Source organism: Veillonella parvula DSM 2008 (assembly GCF_000024945.1).
Taxonomy (GTDB): domain Bacteria; phylum Bacillota; class Negativicutes; order Veillonellales; family Veillonellaceae; genus Veillonella; species Veillonella parvula.
Map to the genome: position 1 here is coordinate 2,101,550 of NC_013520.1, position 22,898 is coordinate 2,124,447.

Here is a 22,898-nt window from a genome sequence, read left to right on the forward strand (position 1 = left end):
TTTGCACAAAATCTCCGAAAAAGTGTAATATAAATCACATTTTACCATGAAACAATAAATAATTCACATAAAAAACGCACGCCCTCCATAAGAGAACGTGCGCAAGTGAAGAGCTTTCACAAAATCATTCAATCCAAACAAGCCTGTACTGATCAAGAGTGTCTCGTCTGTAGGATTCAATTATTTATCGCCCCAAATAAGTTGGAATACAGCATACGCAGGCGTACCTGGCTCAACTTTACGGCTATCTTTATTAACTTGTTCCTCTTTCACAACATAACCTTGTGGGTTATAAAGAGTCACCTTAAGATCCTTAACTTCCCGTTTTTTATGATTGAACTCTTCAGTCACGATGTAGTGGTAACCTTCGTAGTCCATAGCTTTAATGTCCATTACCGCTTTTTTATCGTCTTTTTTAACAGAATCATTGTCGATAGACCAAGTAACACCATTGCTATCAGTGCCTACTGTATACCAATTAGCCGCATCAACACTACCAATACCGCCGATTAATAATGCGCCTGCTGCCAAAACAGCTGCCAATGTTTTTTTCATATTAATACCTCTCAAAGAAAATACAAAAATATACAAACTAGTATATAAGGAAAAACTAAATATTGTATGAAAAATAAACCTGCTCAATTATGGGAAATTATTTCCCCCATAGGGCCTGCATAACTTCCGCCCCCATGGTGTCCGGTTCAATTTTCGTAGGTTTTTGTGTTTCTTTACTGGATAGCAATGCTATACCAGCATTGCTATATACTGTTGTATCAAGTTCTGTCCATGTTTTTTCTTTGCGATCGATCCGTACTGTGTAGATATATGTAAAGCCTTCTACATTGTTAATTTTAACAAGTACTGTAGCCGCATCATCTGTTTTATATACAGAAGAGTTGTCAATAAACCATGCCGCATCGTCAGCATCAGCATCGATATAGTACCAGTCAGCAGCACCAGCTTGACCAAAGCCACCTACAAAGAAAACTCCTGCTGCAAACATAGCAGCTAGCCATTTTTTCATTTTTAAACTCCCCAACACTAGAGGCGACCATCTTAGATGGTCGCCCATGGTTACTCAATAGTTATATAGTGTTTTATATTATTCTACTTCTTCTTCGATTTCAGCGCCTGGAATAACAGCAATACTAGCTACCTTATCGCCTTCGTCGAGGTTTTGTGTTTTCACACCAGAAATAGCTTTGCCTTTCTTCACAGCGATATCGTTCATGTTGAAGCGGATGATTTTGCCTTGCTCAGAAATAAGCATAACTTCATCATCATTATGAACAACCTCTACGGCCACTACGTCGCCTGTTTTGTTCGTAATCTTGAAGTTCTTAGAGCCTTTACCACCGCGTTTTTGCAATGTATAAGCTTCCGCATCATTGCGTTTACCAAAACCTTCTTCAGAGATAGTAAACACTTGTGCTTCACTTTCATCAGTATTAAGAACACCAGCGCCTACAACTACGTCGCCTGCATTCAATTTAATGCCACGCACACCGTGAGCCGCCCGTTTCATAAGGCGCACATCATGCTCGCTAAAGCGAATAGCGATACCCAACTTAGTACCAATCAAGATGTCTTGATTGCCAGTCGTTACATTAACGGAAATCAAACGATCGCCTTCGTCGAGGTTAATCGCATTGAGGCCAGAACGACGGATATTACGGTATTCTTCAATAGCCGTACGTTTGACAACGCCAAATTCAGTGACCATAAATAAATTTACATCTTCATGGACACGTTCAAGGTCGATCATAGTCGTAACGGATTCACCTACAGCGAGTGGCAATACGTTAACCATAGCGGTACCGCGAGAGTTGCGGGAACCTGCTTCCGGCACTTCGTATGCCTTGAGTCGATATGCACGGCCTGCAGATGTGAAGAATAACAATGTATTATGGGTCCGCACATGCATAATTTGCGTTACATAATCGTCTTCCTTCGTCTTCATGCCGATAACGCCAGCGCCGCCTTTATGTTGGTTGCGATATACATTCGCGTTCATGCGTTTGATGTAACCTTGTTTAGTCAAGGTAATAACCATTTCTTCGTCAGCAATGAGGTCTTCTACATCAAGGTCAGACGTATCGATTGTGATTTCAGAACGGCGAGGGTCGCCGTATTTTTTCTTCATATCATCGAGTTCGTCTTTGATGATTTGACGTTGACGCGCTTCGCTACCCAAGATAGCTTTCAAGTCTTCGATCAATGCCAACAATTCCTTGTATTCCTCTTCGATTTTTTCGCGTTCCAAGCCTGTTAAACGGCGTAAACGCATGTCGAGGATGGCTACCGCTTGTTTTTCTGAAAGCCCGAATTTTTGCATCAATGCGTTACGTGCGATTTCGTCAGTTTGAGAACTGCGGATTGTAGCGATAACTTCATCGATGTGGTCGAGAGCGATCAACAAGCCTTCTAAGATGTGTGCACGCGCTTCGGCTTTGTTGAGCTCGAATTGAGTGCGGCGTACAATTACATCTAGACGGTGATCTAAGTAGTAACCCAATACTTCTTTCAAATTCAATACGCGAGGATGACCATCCACGAGGGCCAGCATAATCACGCCGAAAGATTCTTGAAGTTGAGTGTGTTTATATAGTTTGTTAAGAACGATATCTGGTTGCACATCAGCACGCAATTCAATAACGATGCGCATACCTTGACGGTCAGATTCATCGCGAAGTGCTGTAATGCCATCGATTACCTTATCACGGCTCAAGTTCGCAATTGTTTCAATTACGCGAGCCTTATTCACTTGGTAAGGAATCTCAGTCACTACGATCTTATGCTTACCCTTAGACATCTCTTCGATGGTTGCACGAGCACGCATTTTAACGCTACCACGACCTGTGGAATACGCTTTTTTGATGCCTTCTCGGCCCAAAATGAGCGCTCCAGTCGGGAAGTCTGGCCCTTTAATAGCGGTCATCAATTCATCTACAGTCACATCCGGATTGTCGATGAGCATCGCTAGGCCATTACATACCTCATTGAGATTATGTGGTGGAATGTTTGTTGCCATCCCTACGGCGATACCGCTAGAACCATTGATGAGAAGATTTGGAATCTTCGCTGGCAATACTGTTGGTTCTTGCAAGCTTTCATCATAGTTCGGCATGAAATCAACAGTTTCCTTGTCGATATCGGCAAGCATTTCCGTTGTAATCTTCGCCATACGTACTTCGGTATAACGCATCGCAGCGGCACTATCGCCGTCGATGGAACCGAAGTTACCGTGACCGTCAACCAAGAGGTAGCGCGTATTGAAATCTTGCGCCAAACGAACCGTCGCATCATAAACGGAGCTATCACCATGTGGATGATACTTACCGAGTACGTCACCGACGATACGAGCGGATTTCTTGTACGGTTTATTTGGCGTCATGCCTGTTTCGTGCATCGCGTACAAAATACGGCGATGTACTGGTTTCAAGCCATCGCGCACATCTGGAAGTGCACGCATAACGATTACGGACATTGCATAATCGATATACGCGTTCTTCATTTCTTTATCAATCTGAACGGGATGAATATTCCCGTGGGACCATTGTTGGTCTGCCACAATCTCACCTCATTTTACTAACACTGATACTAATTCATCATATAATTATAGCATTTTTGCGTATATAACGCTATATTTTGTAAAAGTTCCTTCCCATTACATGGCCCAATTGTACAACTGTTGCCCAACTGTAATTAATTCTATAAAATATAGTAACCTCTATCTCTTATTTAATGAGCCGCATGTTGTATCATATGATCTAAAATGCTAACAAAGTCTCGTTCCACAGCCGAAGTGTCATTACCAGTACTACCAATGCCTGTTAGCATAGTTTCTTTCCAATCATTTTTTGCCATAAATCGAAAGGCGATCAAATACTTAGCTTTTGTTTTGTCCGCTTCTTCTTTTGGTAGATAATAAAAGCCTACGCTTCTATCAGAAGGAGGGTGCAATAACGCTGGGTTGTCTTGCGGTTTATACAAACTATATATAGATTTCATAAAGGTTAGAATATCTTTACCCTTTACAGATTCGTCTACAAAGATAATCTCATCATATGTGAATAGAGATATCTTATTAGTACCTGCCACACGTGTCGCTTTAGACTTAGCTAACTCCAAGGCTTCCTCGTGCGTCGCCATCCGCATGCCATACTGCTTAGCACGCTCCACTAACGAACCATTCAAATGAACTAAATACGCTTGTGAATACGTAAAATTCGCATCATTTTTTCGCTCACCACCAGGGGCCGGCAAGGTTGGCCACTTCACTACAGAATTTGTGGTAAAGGAAAAACCATTACTTTCATCATAAAACACATACACATTTCGCTGGAATGGCTTCTCCTTCTCTACCACAGACGACTGGAGAACAAGATTCGGATGCACAACCGAAAACTCCTTCTCCACACTAGACTTGATATCCTCTGGTGTAGCAGGATCACCATTCTCCGTCGTCCAAATGAAAGAACAACCACTCAACACAACACTACAAACACACACCAAAACCAACAACACAAACCTAACAAACAAAGGCATACACAACCACACCTCTCTCCAAATATTCCATGTGTATCAAATATGTAGCCACAATTATTGATAAAATCAGCTGATTGTTGATACTCTACTTCACTGCCTTTTCCCAATCAGGGGCCTCGCCCCATGCGAAAGGAAAAGGGTTTTTGTTGTTAATGGTCGAGGCAACTAGTTAATAGAAAACATAGGTATGGATGGGACGAATTCACATTTAACGTTATAAAAAGGGATTCCCTTATTGATGAGCGACTTAGCTCGCTTTGGAGCGAAGAGATAAGGGAATCCCTTTTTTAACAATCTAGCATATTTGTATTCGGGCCCCATCCATACTATTTTCGGTTATTCGCCATTAACAACAATCACTTAACTAGCGCATCCAATCTATTCATACGAAAATCTTCTATCACATTCATAAATTTTTTATTATGTATCGGGTTTTCGCTCATTCCGAATAGATGGCTGTTGCATTCACAATCGCTGCACCCAAAGTTCGGTACATTCCATTCCGCAATAGCTCGCACCGCATCAGCGAGAGCACATTCTACGTCAATTTTAGTTAAATCTACATCTGCGCTTTCACGAACAGCCGAGTCATCATCAGAAAATTTACCTTTACGCCGTTCCTGAGCGGAAATTGTCATAGCCTGCGGCCGTCCACTAGTACGAATCGGCAAACCCGCTATCATTTCGCAGTAACCTCGGAAGTAATCTAAATGCCAGTGCATTTTCTTCCGTTTTCGTTTATGACGTTCAATGCGTTTCGTCAAATTTGCCTTCGCAGAACCAACGTACATATAGTAACCAGATTTGAAATGCATCATCCCTTTAGAACCGATTTCGAGATCTAGATCGTGATCGAGGTGCATGACCATCACATACACGCCACTATCATGAGCCTCTGTATCGAGGACGCTACTCGGATAGGAACATTCATGTGTCACCGTAGGCATGGTGAAAGTTTCATCCCAAGCCACAGCAACGGCTTTCCAATCTAAAAAAGGTGCTACCTCTTTAAAGGTACGGGCAAATTCCAAGTCCGTATGATAATCTGGCAAGAACCACTGCGCTTGGTCCCATTGTACGAGGAATAGAACGCCTGTGTGGTAGCCTTCATTTTGCAATTCTTTCAGATGCAATAAATGCTTGCGACCCCGTTCTGTAATAGCATCAGGAAACATGGCACCCGTTTTGGAGAACAAAGTACAGGACTTAACCTCTAGTAAGAACTCATCGCCCTTATCATTGGTGAGGAGCAAGTCAAAGCGAGATGATGTGCCGTGTAGTTTAACCGTATACTCCCGTCTCACTACGCGCCACTCCTCCCAACCAGGGATCAGTTTATTTTCGATTAAATGTTGCGCCACATCGTTGCTGTAGTTTGTATCGAGCATGATAACAACGCCATCACGTTCTATACCTATCACGCGGTATTTCGTCTTTGCATCCGGCTTGTCGTGAGGGACGATGTACATCGTTACCCCCGTAAACAAAAGCTCCCACATGCGACCAGGATTTGGCAAATGAGCGAGTATGCTTTCACCATTCAAATCTAAAGTCACCACAAAACGATTCGGGCGACCTATATATGTTGCTTTTAAAATAGTATCGTAAAGGACTTTCATCGTTTCTCCTACATCAAAACATTCTATGTGTCTATTATACGATATGTTACCCTTGGGTTTCATCTATAAACAGTATCGTATATAATTATAGTTAGTAACAATCAATAATTAATATTAAAAAGTTCTATTTTTGTAGCTTGGGTTACATTATTGTTTGTTAAAATGGTTTATACTAAGAGCGTCGGGTCAGTATTCTAAATACCCATACTGATCATTACGTCGGGTTTTGTTAAGGCATCGCCTAGTTGATCTCATCCCACTTGTCCGTATATATGTGCGAAGCTTTCACAAAACCCTAGGGCGTAAATAATTAATATATAAAGAGTTTTATAGATTAACTAAGTAGTTTTAGCCACTATTCTCCGCAGAGAGGGCTCGAGAAAGGATTTATCATGGCACAAATTGCAGCAAATTTACAACGCATTAAAAACGGCCAACGCCGTTATGCAATTACACCTCGCATTCCAGGAGGTTTCATTCAACCTGATCAATTACAAAAATATATCGACGTAGCGAATGAGTTCGGCGCCGTTCTTAAATTAACTGGCAGCCAACGCATTATGATTACGAATTTGAAAGCAGAAGACGTAGATAAAGCGTGGGAGATGCTTGGCATGGAGCCAGCGTACACTGTATCTAACCGCGTACGCAGCGTAAAAATCTGCCCAGGTACTACCTTCTGTAAACGCGCTAAACAAGACAGCGTACATCTTGGCATGCAAATCGAACGCAAGTACTTGTCCCTTGAAATGCCAAGCAAAATGAAAATCGGCGTGTCCGGTTGTCCAAATTCTTGTACTGAAAGCCGCATGAAAGATGTGGGCGTTATCGGTACTGTAGAAGGTTGGAATGTATACGCTGGCGGTAGCGGCGGCGCGCATCCTCGCATCGGCGACCTCATCGCAGAAGTTAAAACAGAAAAAGAAGCTCTTGCATTAGTTGATCGAATCATCGCATACTATAAAGAAAACGCACAAATCGAACGCATGGGCGAATTCATCGACCGCATTGGTTTAGAGGCTTTCAAAGCAGCTGTATTGGGCGACCTTGAAGGGGCTCCAGCTGAAAGCAAGTCCGAAGAACCACCTGTATTCTTACCAGGTCAAGGTAACGATCCTGAAGTGGAAGCACCACGCCTCGAAGCAGGTGCCCCTATCACTCCAGACACAATTATTCGCGACATCGTTGAAACCTATCCAAATGTTGTACCTGTATTACAAGGTATTGGTATGGGTTGCCTAGGTTGCCCTTCTGCAACAGCTGAGCCATTATGGCAAGCCGCAGAAATCCACGGTTTTAATGTATACGATTTAGTAGAGAAATTAGAAACAGCACGAAAAGGAGCTTAATATGTCCGCATTCTTAGGTCACATCCATTACTGGTTATATCGCAAAATTCAATTGCTTGTTGAGCGTGAAAATTTGATTTTAGAAAAAACTTCTAAAGTTGTTGATGATTTGGCGGAGGAACTACACTCCATCTCCGTAGATACATACGGCGAGCCAATCAATCCAAGCATTCCTTTGGAAAACATCATTGACCACGGCAATATTCACGGCTGGTTAGCTAACCAAATCAACATTGCTTCCGTTCGCGAAGCGGCTTTCATCAAAGACATGCTCGACACAAATTCTGGCGATGAAGCAGTACACGTAGTAACCGCTATCCTCGATGCCTTTGCAGTACAAGGCCAAGCATGTGGCGTTGTGGCTCAAGACAGCCTTGAAGAACACACTGCACCTGCGATTTACAATGCGTTACAAAACTTCTACGTAAATGGCATGCCTTGCGATGGTGGTGACCAAGTGGTTTCTGAAAGCCCAGAAGAATTTACCTGGGTTGGCGACCACAGATTACAAGCAGGCTACTGGCGTACAGCGGGCGTTGACCCTAAATTCATGGCATTAGCCTACCAAACATGGTTTGAAGCTTTTGTAAAAGCTATCGATCCAGCCTTTGAACTTGTAACAACAGAAGAAAACGGTACACGTTTATATACAATTAAGAAAAAATAAATCCATGACAGTTCGTTTGATTAAAAAAATATAAGCGGATGAAAATGGACAAAAAGCTAGAATTAGGAGGTCTATTATGGCAGGCACAGTTAATCAAGAATTAGGTTTATTATTCCAAGGCCCTAACTATGTAATCGTAAAAAAAGGTGGCAAAGCTGGTGAAAAGGTGGAAAAACACACCCACCCTGAAGCTAATGTCATTTTTACAGTTGTAAAAGGTAAAGTACAAGTGTTCCTTAACGAAACGGAAGAACATGTACTCGTACCAGGCCAAGTATTGGAATTCAACGGCGATAACTACATCCAAGCAACACTCGTAGAAGACAGCGAGTTCGTTGTAAACCTCATTCACAAACCTGAATAAAATACCAAAGGACAGTTGATACAAGCAACTGTCCTTTTTATATGGTGTATGTATTAAAAAGAAATAATATAGTTATTAGGTTTTATATAGCTATTTAGTGGTTCAGTTATATCCATAGTTATTAAATACCCACAGGATAATACACAATCTAAAGAGTATTCTTTTAAAAGGAGTTATAAGTTGTAAATTCCCCCACATCAAAGCGTTTCGTATGACCTGGTGCAGGAACACAGTCTGAATGAGGGTAACCAATTGGGAAGATGGCTACAGGAATGATATTATCAGGCAAGTTATATGCCTTGCGTACTTTAGCAGGATCAAAGTGAGCAATCCACGTTGTACCTAAACCGATATCGGCTACGGTAAACATAATGTGAGAGCCTACAATGCTGGCATCTACAACGCCTAAATCTTCATCGTCGTATTCCCGCTTCCAGCTCACCGTATTATCGTAACAAACAATGATTGCCAGCGGTGCATTAAAGTGACCATTTGTGCAGCCTTTTAGTTTGTTTAAGCTCTCTTCAGTATTTAATACAAGCAGTCTTTGCGGCTGGTAGTTATGAGCCGTAGGTGCTAATCTAGCTACTTCTAACAAAATATCTACCTTTTCTTGCTCCACTGGTCGAGTATCGAATTTTCGAACCGAATACCGCTCTGTGGCTAATGCTTTAAATTCTTTCATTAAATCTCACTCCTTAGATGAAATAAGCTAATATATTGTAAAGAAATTCACTATATAATCCTTTATATAATCCTCATAGTATAATAATTCTCTATGTACCAAAAGAAGTCCTGTACCACTTCTACCAAGTGTACAAATTTCTACCTAGGATACATAACCTAGACTATATAAACTGTAACGTTTAGACAGTATATAGGCAAGACAGAATATATTTAAAACAGTAAGTATCTTATATAATAAATAACCCCCTATCTGATTACTCAGTTAGGGGGTTTTGTGCTTATTATTTTTTAAGACGGCTAATTACTTCGTTAGTAATGTTTTCGATTTTGCTGTTTGCGTCAGCAGCACGAATTGTGTATGGATCATCCAATACTACGTCCATTTGTTTTTCAACACGGATAGCTTCAACAGTGTTATGAATTGCTTGCATCATAGGTTGAGCAATTTTATTGATTTCTTCGTTTTCTTTTTGAAGCAATGGAGCTACAGTTTTGTTGAATTCTGCTTCTGCTTGTGCAGAGTCTTTAATCTTTTCAATTTCTTGTACTTTTTTTTCAATTTGTGGACGGTATTGAGCGTCTACTTGTTGCATTTTCATATCTAATGCACCATAGCCAGGGTAGCTATTTACTACTTGGCTCATATTTACTAAGCCAATGTTAGCAGCACTTGCTACTGCAGCAGTAGCAGACATAGCACCAACGATAGCTAAGGTAGTCAATTTTTTAGATAATTTCATCTGAAATCCTCCTCGATTAAAAGTGTCACTATACAATCCAATAGTGTACTATTTTTACTATAACAAATCTTGCTAACTTTCACAAGACTATGATAAATAGCATAATAAAGGCCTATGAACTACTTATGAAAGTTATGAGAACTTAAAATAATACCCACAAGCATACTCTGAGACCCTTAAAGCAGTCGATACAGACATATTCAGAACACACATGTGGGCATTTCGGCTTTCACCAATTATTTATAATTTGTCATCAAATTATGGTTTATTATTCACCGAATTATTGTTCATCATTTAAATAGATGTATTTATCGGATTTCAATTTAGATACGAGATCAGGCACCAAACCGATAAGGCGATCAAAGCTGCTGCTGTAAGGGTTACCCTTAATGTTGAACAATTCGATGCGGTCACCTTTAATAACAAGGATCGCACTTGGTTCCATTTTGGCACCACCGCCACCGCCGCCAGATTCTTGATTTTTATTGGCTGTGCAGTGGTTTGTACCAGTACCGAAACCAAAGGTTACGTCAACGAATGGAACGAGCGTGGTATCGCCGATTTGCACAGCTTCACCAACTACAGTTTCCACTTTAATCATATTTTTAAACTTCTCGAATAGGACTTCCAAATTCTCTTTTACATTACTGTTCTCCATCACAGTACCTCCTTTTTGTGAAAGTATCATAGCTATAATAATACAGCTCATATACTCAATTGACATAATATATCCTTACGCTGTTTGGCCTTGTGCGGCTTTTAGCTTTTCTAGTTGCTTTGCTTCCTTCCGTTTAACCCAGAAAACACGAGCACTTTCACCCAATAGAGAACGCATAGGTTTAGATACCAAAAATCTAGTACCATACCACGCCAATACGGCAAGAATCATACGACCTTTGATATAACCACTGCCTTCAGCTACCCAGTTCACATAATCTATCTCAATAGACTCTGCTTGCTCAGGCCAAATGCTATACAACATAGATGCAATAAGCCCCATCCGATACGGATCGCCAATACCAAATCGGCCCTCTATAGCCATATCACGTGGTTTAGAGTGGTTATAGCATCGTTTCGACACCAGGAATATCTGACGCCACAGCTCTGTATTTCTCAAGTGTTTCATGAACCAGAATGTAGGAATTTCAGACTTGAATGATGCTACCGGATCATTAGGATCAGGCTTTCCAAAACGTTGTCTCACAGTCGTTTTAATATCATTTACCTTCGTAAATACCTTTTCCTTGATAGATCCGTCACTATTAAAAGTAACACGACTTACTACTTCATCATCATCTTGAATGTGAGCCGTTGGATCTTGTTGAATCGAGTCATATCGATCAGCACGAGCTTGTGCATCCATATCCTTAGAAACCGCATCAGGTCGCTCAATGCGCTCCTTTGCCCTAGGTGAGCTCCCCGCCCCTGGTGATTCTTCATCATCAAAGATTGTATTGGAGCCTTGGGCGCTCTTCAAGTCATCAAAGCTTGTGCCGCTGGAGCTTGTAGTTGGACCTTGTCCGCCTCCTTGCATAGCCTTTGCAAAGGCTTCTGCCATGTCGCCATCATCGTCCATTACCTTTTGATATTCTTCATCTACACGATTTTCAAGCCATTGTTCATAATCTTTCACAGGACCGATCTTAAGTATACCTAAAACGTATAATTCCTTAAAAAATGGTTTATTTTGAATGTACGCTAAGTGGAGTGAAAATACGCGCCACAGCCATTTGATGCGCAGCTCACCACGATATGGTGTCCGTCCATCAATTTCGATGCTATATGTGATTGGTGCCAGTAGGATAGTCAAGATGAGTGCTACAATAATGGCCACAATAACGAGGACCACAATAGCCACTGTACTCAACCACATCACCTCCTTAGGTGTTCCTATGATTAGTTTTCAATACCTTTTCGAGCCATTACACCTTGTAGGTAGTAATGTTTAATCTCTTTCATCTCCGTTACGAGATCTGCCTCATCAATTAATTCTTGAGGAGCCCCACGGCCCGTAAATACGAGTTCCGTTTCTGGATGACGAGCATCGAGTAAAGCTTTAGTTTTATCCCATGTAATGAGTTCAAAGAAGAGAGCCATATTGTACTCATCAAGTACAACGAGATCGTACTCACCACTGCTAATCGCAGCGAGTGCACGTTCATAGCCTTTTTCAATGAGAGCTACATAATCCTTCGGAGGGTTACCAGACTCAAAGACAACGACTTCATCGCCCCATTTAGCAAGTTCATCCTTACTCTTCATCCCTTCTTTGATGATAAAGAATGGCTTGCCCACAGTTTCTAACGTTAAATTTGTTAAGGTAGGTAAAATAGTATGTTCACTATATACTTTAGATTTCATAAATTGTAAGAAGAGGACTTTCTTGCCAGCCCCGATGGCACGAATAGCTAGGCCAATTGCGGCAGTCGTTTTGCCCTTGCCTTCACCGGTATAAACTTGTACATAGGCCTTCATAGATATACCTCCGTTCATATACTTTTATTTTACAATATATATATACAAAAAGAAAGAAAAAGAACTTGCTATAAGCGCATGTGCACGCATAACAAGTTCTTTTCATATGTATTGTATTTAATTTTGAGTATATAGTATTTGATTTATGTGTATCACAATTGATTTTGCGTATCTAATTGCTAATTGGTAAGAAAATCATAGGATCTACAGGCGTATTGTTGAGGCGTACCTCGTAGTGAACGTGGGCACCCGTACTTTTACCAGTACTACCCATCAAAGCTATAGTTTGACCTTGTTTCACGCTCATCCCTACTGTTACCAATACGGCACTATTATGGCCATAACGGGTAACAAAGCCATTGCCATGATCGATTTCAACGAGGTTACCATAACCGCCGCTTGTATACCCTGCAAAGGTTACCACTCCTGCCGCAGTAGCTACGATTTGGGAACCATAGTCATCGGCAATATCGATACCTTCATGGAATGCACCAATAGCACCCGTAACAGGATCAACACGGCTACCAAATGGAGATGTAATAACACCCTTACTCGGCCAAATACTAGGTGTCGTACTATTCACAGCACCACCAGAACCAGCGGAGAAGTTGATGGATTGTAATGCCATCAAATCTTGTGCGCCACCATCACGAAGAATATTGCGCATCGTATAGAAGCTAACAAGCAATTTTTGTGCTTCCTTATCCATTTTGGACAGTCGAGCCGATAATTGTGCCGCTGTTAACGTCTGTACTTCGCTATTATCAGCGGCTTCCTGCTTTGGGTCGCTACCATCCCCGCCACCTTGAGCTGGTGTACCAGATTCAGCACCCTTTAACATTTGCTTATTCTCTTCACTAATTTGATTTAAGTTTTGAATTTTCTTATCCAGAACCTCTGTTTTTTGTTGTAACAATTTCAACTGTTCCGATTGCAATTGCGTTTGTTGTCGTAATTGCACAACCTCAGCCTGACGCACGATGCCCCAAATACCGAGTACCAATGCCAAGACCAATACTACAGAACCAATAATGGCAACGAGTTTCGCTTGTTTGGTAGTTAATGTCAATATGCATTTGTCACCATTTCTTTCAACTTTGTTTGAAATGAATGCCGGTAATTTCAACATAAAACTTCCTTATTTCGAGACGATAGCGCTCGTCAACGCTTCCTCATTGGTACGCTCACCCAACGCTTCGTTCAAACTTTCTAATTCCTCTTGTGAAAGACTTACTAAACTTTTACCTTTCACAATAGGTTTACTAAAAATACGAGATTCATTACGACCGTAAATACTGGAGATACAGATGCCATTGTTGTTGCCATCTAGCAAGGTAAGAGCAAAGGACAAATCATTCCCGATATTTTCAAAGGCATTATACTTAATAAAGCCAATTTTTTGTATCGTATTGCTCTGAATATTGCGGATTGCCACTTGCTCGGATAACAAGGACTCAAGGCCCTTTGCAGCATCGCGAATTTCACTAACCTCTACAGATAATTTACGTTCTAGGCTCGCACCATGCTCTCCTTGCATAAAGAAATCGTATTTCTTTTTCAAGCTACCTAAACGGATGTGTAAGATTACACAATATACGAATAACACTATAACAAGAACGATGGTAACCATGCCTATCCACGGTTGAATCGATTCGAACATGTATTTTCCTTCCTATACAATCATCAAAACTCCAACAGTTAATTATACCATTCCTATTGTGAAAGTTAAATGACTGCATGCAATTTAATTTAATATATCTAATATTTAATATATCTAATATAGATAAACGATACCTATATAACAATGTATATAACAAGCATGTAATGTATATCTAAATGTATGTGTTACATACATATTACAATGCTACTTATTAGCCCTCTAGTTCGTCAACAAATGGGCTTATTGCTCGTTCTAGTATACCATGTAGAGCTGCTATGAGTACACCGTAATTTACGATGGGCGTACCTTGTACAACAGCGCATTCAATACGACGTAACACCTCACGGCGTGTGAGCATACAAGCTCCACAGTGAATAATCAAATCATACTGAGATACATCCTTTGGGAATGCTCCCCCACTAGTGAATTCTAGCTGTAAATCTGTATGACCTTGCTTCTTTAAAAGATTAGGTATTTTTACAGTCCCAATATCATCACATTGACGACGATGAGTACAACCTTCACTGATGAGCACCTTGGAGCCAGCTTTCAAATTTTTAATAGCCTTAACACCAGTTACTAAATCCTGTAATTTTCCCTTGAACCGTGCCATCAAAATAGAAAAGGACGTCAACGGAATCGAATCGGGGGTCAACTCATCAACCCGATCAAATGCTTGGGAGTCACAGATTACCATTTTAGGTGGATTCTTAAGAGAGTGAATCATAGCCGGTAATTCTTCTGTTTGGCATACTAATGCTAAACCCTTGTAATCAAGAATTTCTCGGATAGTCTGCACCTGTGGCAAAATAAGTCGCCCCTTTGGTGCAGCACTATCGATAGGACATACAAGAATAATTGTATCCCCCTCTTCAACTAAACCTTGTAAAAGAGTTTGCTCCCCTTCTACATCAAGTGGTGTTAGCCCACCGAGTAGATCAAGCAACTCTAAGCGCTTAGCATCAGATGTGAAGTCAGCAGAACCAATAACAGTAGCTAAATCTGATAAGCCTGTATGGGCAGCTATATAGCCCTCCCCCACTATAACTTTTTCGACAATATCTTTAGAATCATCTAAATTGTTTGTAACCTTACTTATATTGTCTACGGATTCTTTTATAGTTCCTTTAGACTTTACTATATTCTCTTTAAGCTCATCTATATCATTTTTATATAAATGCTTATCGAATTTAGTCGAATTAATTTCATTTATAAAAAGTGCGACAGGTACATTATTTTGTTTTAAAAGACCTAACCAATGCATATCATCCGAAGTTGGTTCTTCATCAGTGCGAAGCACATAAACAGCAAGATTAATTTTTTTCAAAACCTCTTCTGTTTTTTCCATGCGCAATGTACCTAATTCAGTTGTATCGTCTATACCAGCTGTATCAGTAATCACCACAGGGCCGAGTGGCAAGATTTCCATAGCTTTACTCACAGGATCAGTTGTAGTCCCTGCCACATCGGACACTAACGATACAGGCTGATCAGTTAGCATATTAATCAATGTAGACTTTCCCGCATTACAACGGCCAAAAAAACCAATATGTATACGATTTGCCTTAGGTGTTTGTTCCATAACCTATCCTCGTTACTTAACCTTCATATATATTGCAAAATATATTATAAAACTTCTTACGCCTTATCTTATTATTTAATAATTCTCTTACATATAGTAAAAGCGCAGCCCGTAGACTACACTTTTACCTCAGATTGTTATTATTACGACTATTACAATTGCTATAGCTGTTATTATTGTTATTGTTGTTGTTATTATTATCGTTACTATTATTGTTGGTATTACGGCTATTACTATTGTTATGACTTTTGCTTTTGCTTTTGCTTTTGCTAGCCAATTATACTCTAAACTCTATTGTTTCCGCATCTTTTGTTTGATCTTGCCCATCCATATATGTAATAAGTCTTTCTAATTCAGCTTCAGAGGAGAAAGCAATTTCAATTTTTCCTTGTACCTTTTTACCTGCACGGAATTTAATATTCACAGGGGATCCTAAACTTAGTTTTAAACGGTCCATTAAAGCACGAACCTCTGCCGTATTTTGAGTTTTACCAGCCTTTGCTTTAGACGATTTATTTTGCATAGACTTAACAAGGGCCTCTGCTTGTCTAGCGCTTAGCTCGCCCTCTTTAATACGTTCAGCTGCTTCCATTTGTTGAGCTGCGCTTCTTAACGCTAATAATGGACGAGCTTGACCAACCGTCAAATCACCTTCGATAAGATCTTTTTGTACAGAATCACATAATTTTAAAAGACGAACCATATTAGCTATATATGAACGGCTACGGCCAAGACGAGCGGAAATCATTTCTTGCGTTTGCTTATAAGTATCCATCAATCCTTGATAAGCCAACGCTTCTTCAATGGGATCTAATCCTTCTCGTTGTAGGTTCTCTACAAGAGCAACCTCTGTCATTTCTTCGGTATTATATTTTTTAACAATAACTGGTACTGTTTTCAATCCAGCAATCATAGCAGCACGATAACGGCGCTCACCAGCTACAATTTGATATTTATTCTTTTGTTTACGAACTACAATCGGTTGGAAAATACCAAGATTCTTGATTGATTCAGCCAATGTAGCTAGACTATCTTCATCAAAACTTTTACGTGGTTGATCTACATTTGGAACTAGCTCAGAAATCGGCAGTTCATGTATCTCCTTATCAGGCAATACAGACTCTACAGAGTCAACCTTCATCAAATTCTCAAGGCCCTTCCCCAATCCGGACGCTTTGCTTTTCTTGCTTTTAATTTCTCTTGGCATACAACTAACCTCTCTCGACCTTACAAATATTTACCAATTATAAATAAGTAAATTTCTTAAACTATCAAAGAACCAATTTATTTAGCATTTGATACCTACTTATCACCAGATGCTTACTTAACTTTAAATACTAATTCAGTTTTAGTACTTATTTAGCTTTGGATGCTTTAATTACCTCTTTAGCTAATTTCGTATATACATCAGCACCTTTGGATTTTGGATCATATACAATAATTGGCTCCCCATAACTAGGTGCCTCACTTAAACGTACATTACGAGGAATAATTGTTTTATATACTTTATTACCAAAGAATTTTTTTACTTCATCGGCTACTTGAATAGATAAATTTGTACGGCCATCAAACATAGTCAATAATACGCCTTCAATTTCAAGATCTTTATTAGATGTTTGTTGTACAATTGTTATCGTTTTAACTAATTGACTAACTCCTTCCAATGCGTAAAATTCACTTTGAATCGGAATCAATACACTATCAGCAGCAGTGAAGGCATTTAATGTTAATAACCCGAGAGATGGTGGACAGTCAATAACGATAAAATCATATGTATCTCGTACTGACACCAATGCTTTTTTCAACATTGTTTCACGTGAAACAACGGAAACTAATTCTACTTCAGCTCCAGCTAGTTGAATTGTTGCAGGCGCCACAAATAGGTTTTCAAGCATTGTAGGTTGTACAATATCAGCAATTGGTTCTCCATCAATTAGAACATCATGCACACAGAGCTCTAAATCATCCTTTTCAATACCTAGCCCAGAACTAGCATTACCTTGTGGATCCAAATCAACCAGTAACACTTTCTTACCTGCATCAGCTAAACAAGCACTTAAATTTACTGATGTTGTAGTTTTACCAACACCGCCTTTTTGATTAGTAATAGCTATAACTTTGCCCACTTAATTCACCTCACATCTTCGTTCAAAATATTTCTTTTCCATTATAACATAAAACAATGCTAATTACGGTATTTATAAATCAATTTCTCATTAATTTTTTATCTAATACATTATTTTCCACATACATTTATATTATGTCCATAAACTTATAGGTAAATAACTTCATTAATATAATTACAACGCTTATTTTTTATTGTTTCACGTGAAACATAACAATTTATTCCTTTACTATATAAGTACAACACAAAATAAGAAAAATTACATCAAATGTTTTATAAGTTTTACGATTAAATGTTTCACGTGAAAAATTTAAGGATTAAAATCTAACGCAAAAATTAAGTTGTAAAATTAATAAAAAATTTTACAGTAAAAAATTATTACCTTAATATAAACTATACCAATAGACAAATATATACAAAATTATTTTATATCATCTTTTTTATTTATAGAACAACACTATTAGTGAAAGGTATAAAGTAATCAACTTTTGATCGGTAACATTATATATAACAATAATATACGAAATATAATGAACTAACATTAATATACTTATATATTCATAACAAACTATTAGATTATGTTTAACAAATTGTTTCACGTGAAACATTAAGGTTAACATTAAATACATAAGAACTTCATTGCCAATAACTTTTACGATCAAAAAGCATTTTGATATAACTTTAAACTATATCTATATACTACTAAATTATATGAGAATACAGGCCCTATATACTTTGACAGGTATTATCCATATCTATATACTATTAGTTAGATAGTAATTAGATTGATAATCTTAAGAGTCTAGAAAAATTACTTTATAAGATTTATATACAATTGATAATAGTAAGCACATGCTCTACGGACACGCAGAGCTTTTTATTTTGAAGAGGAGGCGTTTCCATGCCCATCTATAACGGAATGCTTCCTGCCATCGACAAAGCAGAAGTAAAACGATACGCAGGACTTCGTCACGCTGAGGATTTCCCACAAAACTATGTTGACGAAGCATGTAAGGAAATCCAATTATTGGCTACACCTAGAGGTGTATATCAAGAATATGATTACGATGCAGAAACAAAGACTATTTTAAGTAATCCACCCCTAAAAATTGAAGGTTCTATCATCGAAAAACATCTAGAAAAATCTACTAAAGTATACGTATTGGGCGTAACAGTCGGAGAAGATGTAGAAATTCGTAGTGAGCAGTTATTTAAACAAGGTAACTATACGGTAGGTTTATTACTTGATGCAGCGGCGACAACTGCTGTAGAACAGGTAGCTGATCAGGTAAACGAAGTAATCAATACGATTGCTAAGAAACAGGGATATAAGCCAACCTGGCGTTTTAGTCCTGGTTATGGCAATTGGCCATTAGAGATTCAGCCTGAATTAGCTAACATTATTAAAACTGAGCTAATTGGCTTACAAGTTACAGAAAACTATTTATTATTCCCACGTAAATCTGTAACAGCTATTATTGGTTTAATGCCAGCAAATGAAGATATTAAAACAAAAAGAGGCTGTACATCTTGTTCACAACAAGACTGCGCTTCTCGTAAATTACCAGAGAAAGCAACAGTTAACGACCAAGATAGGGGAGAAGAGGAAGGTAGCAAAACTACTGCTGATATTTCTGGCATCGCTATGAAAGGTCAACCAACAGAGTGATGTTTCACGTGAAACATTTTAATTTTAGGATGTTAAAGGAAGATATTTATGTATATATTTGACGGTGCTATGGGCACAATGCTGCAAGCAGCAGGCTTAGAAGAGGGCTATTGTCCGGAGCTATTTAACGTAGAAAGACCAGAAGTAGTAAAGAATATTCACGCTCAATACTTACAACATGGCAGTGATGTAATCACAACAAATACGTTCGGCGCTTGTGGGCTTAAACTAGAAGATTATGACTTACAAGATCGTGTAAGAGAAATAAATATTGCTGCTGTAAAAGTAGCCAAAGAAGCGATTGCAGAAGTTAAACCATCTGCTCGTATAGCAGGCTCTATGGGTCCTACAGGTCGTTTCTTACAACCATTAGGCAATATGAGTTTTGATGATATTTACGACACATACCGCGAGCAAGCCGAGGCTTTAATCGAAGGTGGTGTTGATTTCATCATCATTGAAACTATTATTGATGTACAGGAAATGCGTGCCGCTTTATTAGCCTCTTTAGATGCTCGTGAAGCAGCGGGAAAAACAAAAGAGGATGTACAAATCATCTGTCAATTTTCTTTCAGCGAAGATGGTCGTACTATTACTGGTACACCACCAGCAGTAGCAACTTCAATTGTTGAAGCTATTGGTGCTGATATCATCGGTATTAACTGTTCTCTTGGACCTGAGCAAATCACACCGCTAATCAAAGAGATTGCAAGTGTTACAAACTTACCAATCAGCTGTCAACCAAATGCCGGTATGCCACAACTGATTAATAAACAAACTGTATTCCCACTTACAGCAGAAGAAATGGGACCATTGATGCTCGATATCGTTGATGCAGGCACTAGTTATGTTGGTGGTTGCTGCGGTACGACACCAGCTCATATCCAATCTATTTCCAATGCTGTAAAAGCACATACACCTAAAGAGCGTGCTCATATCGAACCTAAAACAATTATTACAAGCCGTACTAGATTGTTAGAATTAGGTCACAATACAAAACCGCTTATCATTGGTGAACGTATTAACCCAACAGGTCGTAAAGTTCTCGCTCAAGAATTGCGCGATGGCTCTTTCATCCGTGTTAAACGCGATGCCTTAGATCAAGTAGAGGCAGGTGCAGACATCCTCGATGTAAACATGGGCGTAGCTGGCATGGATCAATCACCCTTAATGGAACGTGCCATTTTCGAATTATCCATGCTCGTAGAAACTCCATTATCCATTGACACATTAGACCCAGTAGCTATGGAAGTAGCGCTTAAAAACTATCCAGGTCGTGCTCTCATCAACTCCGTAAATGGGGAGGAGGAGTCTATTACTCACGTAATGCCATTAGCTAAACGGTATGGTGCAGCATTGCTTTGCTTGCCAATCTGTAGTGGTGACTTACCTGAAAAAGCAGAGGATCGCGTTGCTTTAGCTGAAAGCATCGTAAATCGCGCTTATGGTTATGGTCTTCAACCACACGACTTATTACTCGATCCATTGGTATTAACACTTGCTAGCGGTGAAGATAGTGCACGCCAAACATTGCGTACGCTACAATTATATAAAGAGAAGTTTGGCTTTCCAACAGTAATGGGCTTGTCCAATATCTCCTTCGGTATGCCTCAACGTCCATATTTAAACGGCCAATTCTTAACAATGGCCCTTGCATGTGGCTTAACAACACCGATTATGAATCCACTCAATTATCCAGCAAAAAAAGCATTTGTATCTAGTACTACCTTACTAGGATGGGACCCAGGTTCTGCTGAATTTATTAAAGAATACGGCTATGAAGACGAAACGACTGCTCCTGGTAACTCTGCTCCTAAAGGGCCAGAAAAAAAATCATTCGATAGTAATGATCCTTTAGCCAATATTCGCGCATGTGTAGAACAAGGCGAAAAAGAAGCTATCATTGATCTTGTAAAAAAAGCCTTAGCAGATGGTATCGACCCATTAGATCTTACGAAAAAAGGCTTATCCGAAGCAATGAACGTAGTAGGGGATAAGTTTGGTTCTGGTAAATTATTCTTACCACAAGTAATGCTTGCTGCTGAAACAATGCAGGCTGCTTTCAACACGATTAAAGAAATTATTCCTGCTAGTGAAAGCCTAGATAAAGGCACTGTTGTCGTGGCTACAGTTAAAGGCGACATTCACGATTTAGGTAAAAATATCGTAGCAGCATTGCTTGAAAACAACGGTTACAAAATCGTCGACCTTGGCAAAGACGTTGACCCAGAAGTTATCGTACAAGCCATTAAAGATAACAAAGCCGCTCTAGTAGGTATTTGTTCCTTGATGACGACTACAATGCCACAAATCGACAATACTATCGCTGCTATCCGTGCAGCAGGCCTTAAAACTAAGGTCATGGTTGGCGGCGCTGTAGTATCTCAAGACTACGCAGACCAAGCGGGCGCAGATATCTACGCTAAGGACGGCATCGCTGCTGTTAACCACGCTAACGATTTCTTTGAAACACTAGAAAAATAATTTATAGTAACGAGGTACATGATGACATTAAGAGAAAAACATCAACAAGGGCAGTTCACCATTACTGTTGAATTGGATCCTCCTAAAAGCAGTTCTGCGGAAAAAACCTTTGAACAAGCAGCTCGTTTGAAAGGGAAGGTGGATGCTATCAACATCGCTGATAGTCCTATGTCCAAAATGCGCATGAGCCCAATTTCTCTTTCTTATTTGTTACAGCATAACAAAGAGATTGAAACCATTTTCCACCTTACATGCCGCGACCGCAATATTATCGGTTTGCAATCTGAATTACTCGGTGCAGCAGCGTTGGGCGTGCACAACATTTTAACCCTCACTGGTGACAAACCAGATAACGGGGACCATCCATTTGCACAATCTGTATTTGAAGTCGACTGTATGGGACTACTCAATATCGCCAAGACATTAAATGCAGGCAAAGACCTTGCAGGTAATGACCTAGACGCACCTACGAACTTCTACATCGGTGCAACTGGTAATCCTGGTGCTCCAGATTTAGAGATTGAACGCCAAAAATTGGCTGCTAAAATTCAAAATGGCGCTCACTTTGTACAAACACAACCAATTTACGATTTAGAACAAGCAAAACGCTACATCGACAAGATGGCTGAATTCGATGTACCTATCATGCTTGGTTTGATTCCACTTAAAAGCTTTAAAATGGCTACATACCTCCACGAAAAAGTACCTGGAATTAACCTTACGCAAGAAATCTTGGACCGCATGGAAAAAGGTGGTAAAGAAGCGGGTACAGAAATTGCGATTGAAACACTTGAACAAATCAAGAAAATTGCAGCAGGCGTACATATTATGCCTTTAAATGATATCGATACAACGTTACATATTATTGACCACGTATAAGTCATTTTAATGTTTGCATAGAATACCTTTCCCACGGACTCCAAAGCGAG

The 22,898-nt window shown here is 39.6% G+C and carries 21 protein-coding genes; 6 read left to right on the forward strand and 15 right to left on the reverse strand.

From position 1 onward, the window contains the following. Positions 1 to 180 precede the first annotated feature (180 nt). From VPAR_RS09335 to sfsA, 5 genes are all read right to left on the reverse strand, one after another. Entirely contained in the window at positions 181 to 555 is a 375-nt protein-coding gene (locus VPAR_RS09335; RefSeq protein WP_012865025.1) for a hypothetical protein, read from the reverse strand. A 97-nt stretch (positions 556 to 652) separates the two neighbouring features. Continuing rightward, a complete protein-coding gene (locus VPAR_RS09340; RefSeq protein WP_012865026.1) occupies positions 653 to 1,024 on the reverse strand; it encodes a hypothetical protein in 372 nt (123 codons plus the stop codon). Positions 1,025 to 1,102: 78 nt separating this feature from the next. Then, positions 1,103 to 3,571, reverse strand: coding sequence for a DNA gyrase subunit A (gyrA, locus tag VPAR_RS09345; protein ID WP_012865027.1), 2,469 nt, complete (start codon positions 3,569 to 3,571; stop codon positions 1,103 to 1,105). A 170-nt stretch (positions 3,572 to 3,741) separates the two neighbouring features. Further along, complete coding sequence (locus VPAR_RS09350; protein ID WP_012865028.1) at positions 3,742 to 4,548, reverse strand: hypothetical protein; 807 nt, start codon at positions 4,546 to 4,548, stop codon at positions 3,742 to 3,744. Positions 4,549 to 4,904: 356 nt separating this feature from the next. Next, positions 4,905 to 6,167: a DNA/RNA nuclease SfsA gene (gene sfsA, locus VPAR_RS09355; RefSeq protein ID WP_012865029.1), complete on the reverse strand. Its 1,263-nt coding sequence runs from the start codon at positions 6,165 to 6,167 to the stop codon at positions 4,905 to 4,907. Between the two features lie 392 nt (positions 6,168 to 6,559). On the opposite strand from sfsA, the gene VPAR_RS09360 reads away from it, so the two are divergent. The 3 genes from VPAR_RS09360 (at position 6,560) to VPAR_RS09370 (ending at position 8,547) form a co-directional block, all read left to right on the forward strand. After that, positions 6,560 to 7,516, forward strand: a complete 957-nt coding sequence (locus tag VPAR_RS09360) for a DUF1858 domain-containing protein (RefSeq protein ID WP_012865030.1) — start codon at positions 6,560 to 6,562, stop codon at positions 7,514 to 7,516. 1 nt (position 7,517) lies between these two features. Beyond that, positions 7,518 to 8,183: a hypothetical protein gene (locus VPAR_RS09365; RefSeq protein ID WP_008714572.1), complete on the forward strand. Its 666-nt coding sequence runs from the start codon at positions 7,518 to 7,520 to the stop codon at positions 8,181 to 8,183. A 76-nt stretch (positions 8,184 to 8,259) separates the two neighbouring features. Continuing rightward, entirely contained in the window at positions 8,260 to 8,547 is a 288-nt protein-coding gene (locus VPAR_RS09370) for a cupin domain-containing protein (protein ID WP_012865031.1), read from the forward strand. A gap of 163 nt (positions 8,548 to 8,710) precedes the next feature. Here the strand turns inward: VPAR_RS09370 and VPAR_RS09375 are convergent, their stop codons facing one another. The 10 genes from VPAR_RS09375 to VPAR_RS09420 all read right to left on the reverse strand — a co-directional run bounded on the left by VPAR_RS09375 (position 8,711) and on the right by VPAR_RS09420 (position 17,817). Beyond that, a complete protein-coding gene (locus VPAR_RS09375; protein ID WP_012865032.1) occupies positions 8,711 to 9,232 on the reverse strand; it encodes a nitroreductase family protein in 522 nt (173 codons plus the stop codon). A 283-nt stretch (positions 9,233 to 9,515) separates the two neighbouring features. Next, a complete protein-coding gene (locus tag VPAR_RS09380) occupies positions 9,516 to 9,974 on the reverse strand; it encodes an OmpH family outer membrane protein (RefSeq protein ID WP_004698051.1) in 459 nt (152 codons plus the stop codon). A gap of 280 nt (positions 9,975 to 10,254) precedes the next feature. Next, complete coding sequence (locus VPAR_RS09385) at positions 10,255 to 10,632, reverse strand: GerW family sporulation protein (protein WP_004694406.1); 378 nt, start codon at positions 10,630 to 10,632, stop codon at positions 10,255 to 10,257. Positions 10,633 to 10,707: 75 nt separating this feature from the next. After that, entirely contained in the window at positions 10,708 to 11,841 is a 1,134-nt protein-coding gene (locus VPAR_RS09390) for a hypothetical protein (RefSeq protein WP_012865033.1), read from the reverse strand. A gap of 29 nt (positions 11,842 to 11,870) precedes the next feature. After that, positions 11,871 to 12,449: a cob(I)yrinic acid a,c-diamide adenosyltransferase gene (locus VPAR_RS09395; RefSeq protein WP_004694402.1), complete on the reverse strand. Its 579-nt coding sequence runs from the start codon at positions 12,447 to 12,449 to the stop codon at positions 11,871 to 11,873. A gap of 172 nt (positions 12,450 to 12,621) precedes the next feature. Continuing rightward, positions 12,622 to 13,578: a M23 family metallopeptidase gene (locus VPAR_RS09400; protein ID WP_012865034.1), complete on the reverse strand. Its 957-nt coding sequence runs from the start codon at positions 13,576 to 13,578 to the stop codon at positions 12,622 to 12,624. Positions 13,579 to 13,587: 9 nt separating this feature from the next. Then, positions 13,588 to 14,109: a DUF4446 family protein gene (locus tag VPAR_RS09405; protein ID WP_012865035.1), complete on the reverse strand. Its 522-nt coding sequence runs from the start codon at positions 14,107 to 14,109 to the stop codon at positions 13,588 to 13,590. Positions 14,110 to 14,320: 211 nt separating this feature from the next. Continuing rightward, positions 14,321 to 15,691, reverse strand: coding sequence for a [FeFe] hydrogenase H-cluster maturation GTPase HydF (gene hydF / locus VPAR_RS09410; protein WP_012865036.1), 1,371 nt, complete (start codon positions 15,689 to 15,691; stop codon positions 14,321 to 14,323). A 277-nt stretch (positions 15,692 to 15,968) separates the two neighbouring features. Continuing rightward, positions 15,969 to 16,898, reverse strand: a complete 930-nt coding sequence (locus tag VPAR_RS09415) for a ParB/RepB/Spo0J family partition protein (protein ID WP_012865037.1) — start codon at positions 16,896 to 16,898, stop codon at positions 15,969 to 15,971. Between the two features lie 148 nt (positions 16,899 to 17,046). Beyond that, a complete protein-coding gene (locus VPAR_RS09420; protein WP_012865038.1) occupies positions 17,047 to 17,817 on the reverse strand; it encodes a ParA family protein in 771 nt (256 codons plus the stop codon). A gap of 900 nt (positions 17,818 to 18,717) precedes the next feature. On the opposite strand from VPAR_RS09420, the gene VPAR_RS09425 reads away from it, so the two are divergent. Genes VPAR_RS09425 through VPAR_RS09435 form a run of 3 tightly spaced genes read left to right on the forward strand, consistent with a single transcriptional unit; the run spans position 18,718 to position 22,848 of the window. Further along, positions 18,718 to 19,485 carry a methionine synthase gene (locus VPAR_RS09425; RefSeq protein ID WP_012865039.1) on the forward strand — a complete coding sequence of 256 codons (768 nt, stop codon included), beginning with the start codon at positions 18,718 to 18,720 and terminating at the stop codon, positions 19,483 to 19,485. Positions 19,486 to 19,533: 48 nt separating this feature from the next. Beyond that, complete coding sequence (locus VPAR_RS09430; protein WP_012865040.1) at positions 19,534 to 21,969, forward strand: homocysteine S-methyltransferase family protein; 2,436 nt, start codon at positions 19,534 to 19,536, stop codon at positions 21,967 to 21,969. Positions 21,970 to 21,990: 21 nt separating this feature from the next. After that, the gene (locus VPAR_RS09435) at positions 21,991 to 22,848 is read left to right on the forward strand and encodes a methylenetetrahydrofolate reductase (RefSeq protein ID WP_012865041.1); all 858 of its coding nucleotides are present in this window, start codon (positions 21,991 to 21,993) and stop codon (positions 22,846 to 22,848) included. Positions 22,849 to 22,898 lie beyond the last annotated feature (50 nt).

Coding starts and splice junctions, on each gene's coding strand:
- VPAR_RS09335 (WP_012865025.1), bottom strand. CDS start 555: ATGAAAAAAACATTGGCAGCTGTTTTGGCAGCAGGCGCATTATTAATC.
- VPAR_RS09340 (WP_012865026.1), bottom strand. CDS start 1,024: ATGAAAAAATGGCTAGCTGCTATGTTTGCAGCAGGAGTTTTCTTTGTA.
- VPAR_RS09350 (WP_012865028.1), bottom strand. CDS start 4,548: ATGCCTTTGTTTGTTAGGTTTGTGTTGTTGGTTTTGGTGTGTGTTTGT.
- sfsA (WP_012865029.1), bottom strand. CDS start 6,167: ATGAAAGTCCTTTACGATACTATTTTAAAAGCAACATATATAGGTCGC.
- VPAR_RS09360 (WP_012865030.1), top strand. CDS start 6,560: ATGGCACAAATTGCAGCAAATTTACAACGCATTAAAAACGGCCAACGC.
- VPAR_RS09365 (WP_008714572.1), top strand. CDS start 7,518: ATGTCCGCATTCTTAGGTCACATCCATTACTGGTTATATCGCAAAATT.
- VPAR_RS09370 (WP_012865031.1), top strand. CDS start 8,260: ATGGCAGGCACAGTTAATCAAGAATTAGGTTTATTATTCCAAGGCCCT.
- VPAR_RS09375 (WP_012865032.1), bottom strand. CDS start 9,232: ATGAAAGAATTTAAAGCATTAGCCACAGAGCGGTATTCGGTTCGAAAA.
- VPAR_RS09380 (WP_004698051.1), bottom strand. CDS start 9,974: ATGAAATTATCTAAAAAATTGACTACCTTAGCTATCGTTGGTGCTATG.
- VPAR_RS09385 (WP_004694406.1), bottom strand. CDS start 10,632: ATGGAGAACAGTAATGTAAAAGAGAATTTGGAAGTCCTATTCGAGAAG.
- VPAR_RS09395 (WP_004694402.1), bottom strand. CDS start 12,449: ATGAAGGCCTATGTACAAGTTTATACCGGTGAAGGCAAGGGCAAAACG.
- VPAR_RS09400 (WP_012865034.1), bottom strand. CDS start 13,578: ATGTTGAAATTACCGGCATTCATTTCAAACAAAGTTGAAAGAAATGGT.
- VPAR_RS09405 (WP_012865035.1), bottom strand. CDS start 14,109: ATGTTCGAATCGATTCAACCGTGGATAGGCATGGTTACCATCGTTCTT.
- hydF (WP_012865036.1), bottom strand. CDS start 15,691: ATGGAACAAACACCTAAGGCAAATCGTATACATATTGGTTTTTTTGGC.
- VPAR_RS09415 (WP_012865037.1), bottom strand. CDS start 16,898: ATGCCAAGAGAAATTAAAAGCAAGAAAAGCAAAGCGTCCGGATTGGGG.
- VPAR_RS09425 (WP_012865039.1), top strand. CDS start 18,718: ATGCCCATCTATAACGGAATGCTTCCTGCCATCGACAAAGCAGAAGTA.
- VPAR_RS09430 (WP_012865040.1), top strand. CDS start 19,534: ATGTATATATTTGACGGTGCTATGGGCACAATGCTGCAAGCAGCAGGC.
- VPAR_RS09435 (WP_012865041.1), top strand. CDS start 21,991: ATGACATTAAGAGAAAAACATCAACAAGGGCAGTTCACCATTACTGTT.